Below are 3,977 nucleotides of genomic sequence, written 5' to 3'. Positions count from 1 at the left end.
CGGGAGAGCGTTGAACGTGGGGGCGGTCAGTCGGTGACGCGCACGGCGACGGACTGCTCCGTGTACGGGTCAGCGGTGATCGGGTACGCAGCGATCAGCGTGCCGTCCGTGGCGTCACCGGCCACGATGGCTGAGGCGAGGATGCCGGAGCCCGCGAACACGACGGCCAGGGTTCCCGAGGGGACCTCGAGGCGTGTGGTCGCGCCTGCAGCGAGGGTGACGCTCTCCTCCTGGATCACCTCACCGGCCGCGTCGTAGGCGCGCACGTCCATCTCCACAGCGGCGTCGCCCGGGTTGGTGGCGGTGACCAGCACGGTGTCGACCAGATCGGTGGGCAGCGCCAGCACCCCGGCGTCCACGGGTGCGGACGCCGGCAGCCACGCGATGTCGACCGGCGGTGTGTCCGGGTCGTCCTCGCCGGCGCTACCGGTACGAGCCATCTGCACGGCGCCGGTCACCGGCACGTCGGACGTGACGCGCACGCCGTACTGTCCGGTCGGCAAGCCGGCCAACGAGACGTCGACCACGGTGCCGGCCTCGATCACCGAGGACTCCGCACCGGGCAGCACCTCGGCGCCGTCCGGTCCGAGCATCTCGACCGCCACGGTGGCCGGCTCGGTGCCAGGGTTCACGAGCCGGAGCAGCGCGCTCGCGCTGTCGGCCTCGGAGATCGCCGCGCCGGCGATCGTCAGGTCGGTGGTCGGGTCGGCAGCGGGGCTGACCGTCTCGGTCCCGGCTGCGATCAGCCCGTCGAGCGAGCTGTCCTGGATCGTGGGGACCACGCGCCCGCCCTCGACGTCGAGCCGGATCGCGATCCTAGGCTCCAACGAGATCGTCTCGAGCAGCAGCGTCCGCACGCCGCCGGCCGGGACCACGATCGGGGCGATGTCCGGCAGGGGTCCGGTCGCGCCCCAGCCACTCAGCCTGACCGAGGCCGTGGTCTCGCCGGGATTCGCGAGGATCAACCGAGCGCTCGCGCCCAGCTGCGTGGACCCGCCCACCAGCACCGCCGAGCTGACGGGCTGCTGGCACGCCGTCGCGGACAGGCCGCGGAGGTCGCCGGCGTCGGCGCGCGCCACACTGACGCCGCCGACCAGGGGCACGCGGTCGGCGAACGGCTCCACGACCCCGACGTACGGGTCGGTGATGCCCGGCTGGGAGATCGTGGCGAGCATGCCCGCCGTGCCGGCGTCGGTCGCGTCCTCCGCGAGCGGCCCGACACTCATCGTGGGCACCTCATCGGCGCCGACGGCGGTGAGGTCGGCCAGGGTGGCCACGGCGCCACCCCCGGTGCCGAGGTCGGGGTCGTACTCGACGTCCTCGCCTGCAGCCGCGGTGGGCAGCGTCGGCGCCGGCGCGCACAGCCACGTGGTCGCACCCGCGCCCACGCTCACCGGCTCCACCTCGGTGGTGGTGGAGGTCGGCGGACCGGCCAGCGTCGCCGCGAGACCGACCCCGATGGTCAGGGCGAGCACGAGCACGCCACTGGCCGCGAGGCCGATCCGGCGCAGTACGCCTCCACCACGCGACGATGCCATCAGCCCTCCTCCTCGGCGGGGCCGTCGATGCGTCGACGGCGGGTCGGGAGCGCGATCAGCGCGACGATCACGAATGTCGCGGCGACCGCGATCCGCCAGGGTGCTGCGAGCGGGTCGTCGAAGCGCACGACCAGCTGGCCACTCGCTCCGGCAGGCACCTCGAAGGCCTGCTGCCAGCCGTGATCGACCGACCGCAGCTGGTCGCCGTCGAGCCAGGCACGCCAGCCGGTCGTGGCGCGCTCGGAGAGGACGAGGGTGGACGCCTCGTCGGCCACGATCTCGGTGCTGACGCCCACCACACCGGACGCCACAGGGGTCGCGGTGCCATCGGCACCGACCAGCACCACGCGTGCGACCGAGGTCTCCTCGGTGCTCACGCGCCACACCACGCCGGACTCGTTCTCGGTGACACGGTCGAGTCCACGCACGCTGTCGAGGAGCGCGATGAGGCGTGTCCGGGCCACATCGTCGCCTGTCTCGCCGGTCACCGTCGATTCCAGCGGCGGCACGATCACCACGCCCACGGCATGGTCCGCGAGCGCCTCGGCGGCGCCGCTGAGTGTCCCGGTGGCGAGGCCGGCGACGATCGAGGACAGCGACGCGGTCGCGGGATCGGGCTCGCTGCGGTCGAGCGCGGCGAGCGCGGTCGCCGAGGAGGTCTCGGTCAGCTGCGGGCCCACGGAGCGCCACAGCTCGGCATCGACCACGCCCGAGTCGGTGGCCCACAGCGCCAGCACGCGGGAGCGGCTCTCCGAGGCCTGGAGCTCGTCGCCGATCGCCGGGACCGGATCGGTCGATCGCGTGGTGAGCGTGAGCACGTCACCCCGCAGCATGGTGGTCCATCCGATCGCCGCGAGCGCGATGCCACCGACCAGCACGATGCTGATGACCGCGGCGCCGAGCTGGCGCCACCCGAAGCTGCGCCCGTGCAGCGCAGCCCTGAGACCACCGCCACCGACTGCGGTCGCCGTCACCAGACCGAGAAGGAGCAGCGACGTGCCTGGCCCGGCCCACCCGCGCGTCACGGCGTCAGAGCCGCTGCCCAGCTGCGCCACCCCGATCTCGACGTGCGGAGCGGTGACCGCGGCCGCGGCCCCGACAGCCGCCACGAGCCACGCCAGCCGGACGCCTCGCGCCAGTCCGCCGCCGCGCCCCAGCGCCACCACAGCGGCGATCACCACGGTGGCCGAGGCCACCAGGACGAGCCACTGCGAGACCGACGCGAGCCCGGCCGCAGGCGGATCCTGCGGCCATCCCAGCAACGTCAGCAAGGGGGTCGAGTCCGGTGTCTGGCTCATGGCGCCGGGCCCGGACAGCAGCAGCCGCCAGCCGCCCTCGGTCCGGGCCGCGTGCGTGAGCAGCGGGCCCAGCAGCACCAGTGGCGGGATGGCGACGAGCAGCAGCCGCGCACGACCGGAGACACCCTTGCGCGGGAGCAGCAGCGCGAGCATCAGGAGGCACAGCAAGCCGGCCGGCAGCAGTACCGGCGCGCCTGCCGCAGCCGCCGCCAGGGCGAGACCGGCACCTGCCGCTGCGCCCAGAGAGCCGACGCCGGAGGGGCGTGCCACGATCGTGGCGAACTCCTCGTCCTCCTCGGAGACGTACGGCTCCGCCGTGTTCGAGGCGATCACCGGCATCGGCTCGTCCGCCTCGTCGCGCTCGTCGGGATCGGCGGACGTGCCTTCCTCGCCCGAGGCGCCGGAGTCGGCGCCCTCGGCGCTCGCGCTCGCCTCTGACGGCTCGACGGCGTCGTCGCCGATCTCCTCGGACTCGCCCGAGGCGCCGGGCTCGTCGCCGGAGAGCACCCGCTGGATCTGACCTGTCGAGGCGTCGTCGGCCACGGCAGCGAGCGCGGCGAGGCGGCGCTTGCGGACCTCGGCCGGCGCCGCGCTGGACACACGAGCCTCGACACGTCGGGCTCCGACGAGCCCGGACACGACCACGTCACGGCGATCGAGCCCGAACGCCCGCGCGAGGCCGAGCGCGACCAGCGGCAGCAGCACGTGCGCGACGACGGCACCCAACCGCCCACCGGCGAGGGCGAGGACGAGCGGCGGCGCGAGTGCCCAGATGATCGCGGCCCAGGCGCGCAGCGTGAGGGAGCGGGTAGCAGCGCCGGCGGCGAACCAGGCGGTCAGCGCTGCCAGCGGGATCGCCGAGACCGTGACGATCGAGACCGTGACCCAGACGGGCACACCGACGAAGCCCCCGGTGAGTGCCGAGAGCATCGCCAACACCGCCATGAACGGGTCTGCGGGTGCCGCCCAGCCGTCGCCGCTCGCGAGCCAGGGTGAGAACGCCACCCGCCACAGCTCGGCGAACGAGACGTCGGTGGGCAGCAGCGCGCCACCCAGCAACGGGCCGGAGAACGCGATCGGTGCCAGCGTGAATCCGGCCACCACGGCGGCCACGAGGAACACGCCGGCGAGCACGAGTCGC

The 3,977-nt window shown here is 74.1% G+C and carries 1 protein-coding gene and 1 pseudogene; both read right to left on the bottom strand.

The features are described 5' to 3' along the window. Positions 1-26 precede the first annotated feature (26 nt). The gene (locus tag ACOJSN_RS09685; protein WP_420112287.1) at positions 27-1,538 is read right to left on the bottom strand and encodes a DUF5719 family protein; all 1,512 of its coding nucleotides are present in this window, start codon (positions 1,536-1,538) and stop codon (positions 27-29) included. Further along, positions 1,538-3,977, bottom strand: a pseudogene (locus ACOJSN_RS09680) (hypothetical protein); the annotation flags it as partial. The pseudogene ACOJSN_RS09680 and the gene ACOJSN_RS09685, both read right to left, overlap by 1 nt.

This window comes from Pseudactinotalea sp., from assembly GCF_048594945.1.
GTDB lineage: Bacteria > Actinomycetota > Actinomycetes > Actinomycetales > Beutenbergiaceae > Pseudactinotalea.
The sequence above is the reverse complement of the archived record's forward strand: the minus strand, read 5'-3'. Positions and strand labels throughout refer to the sequence as shown.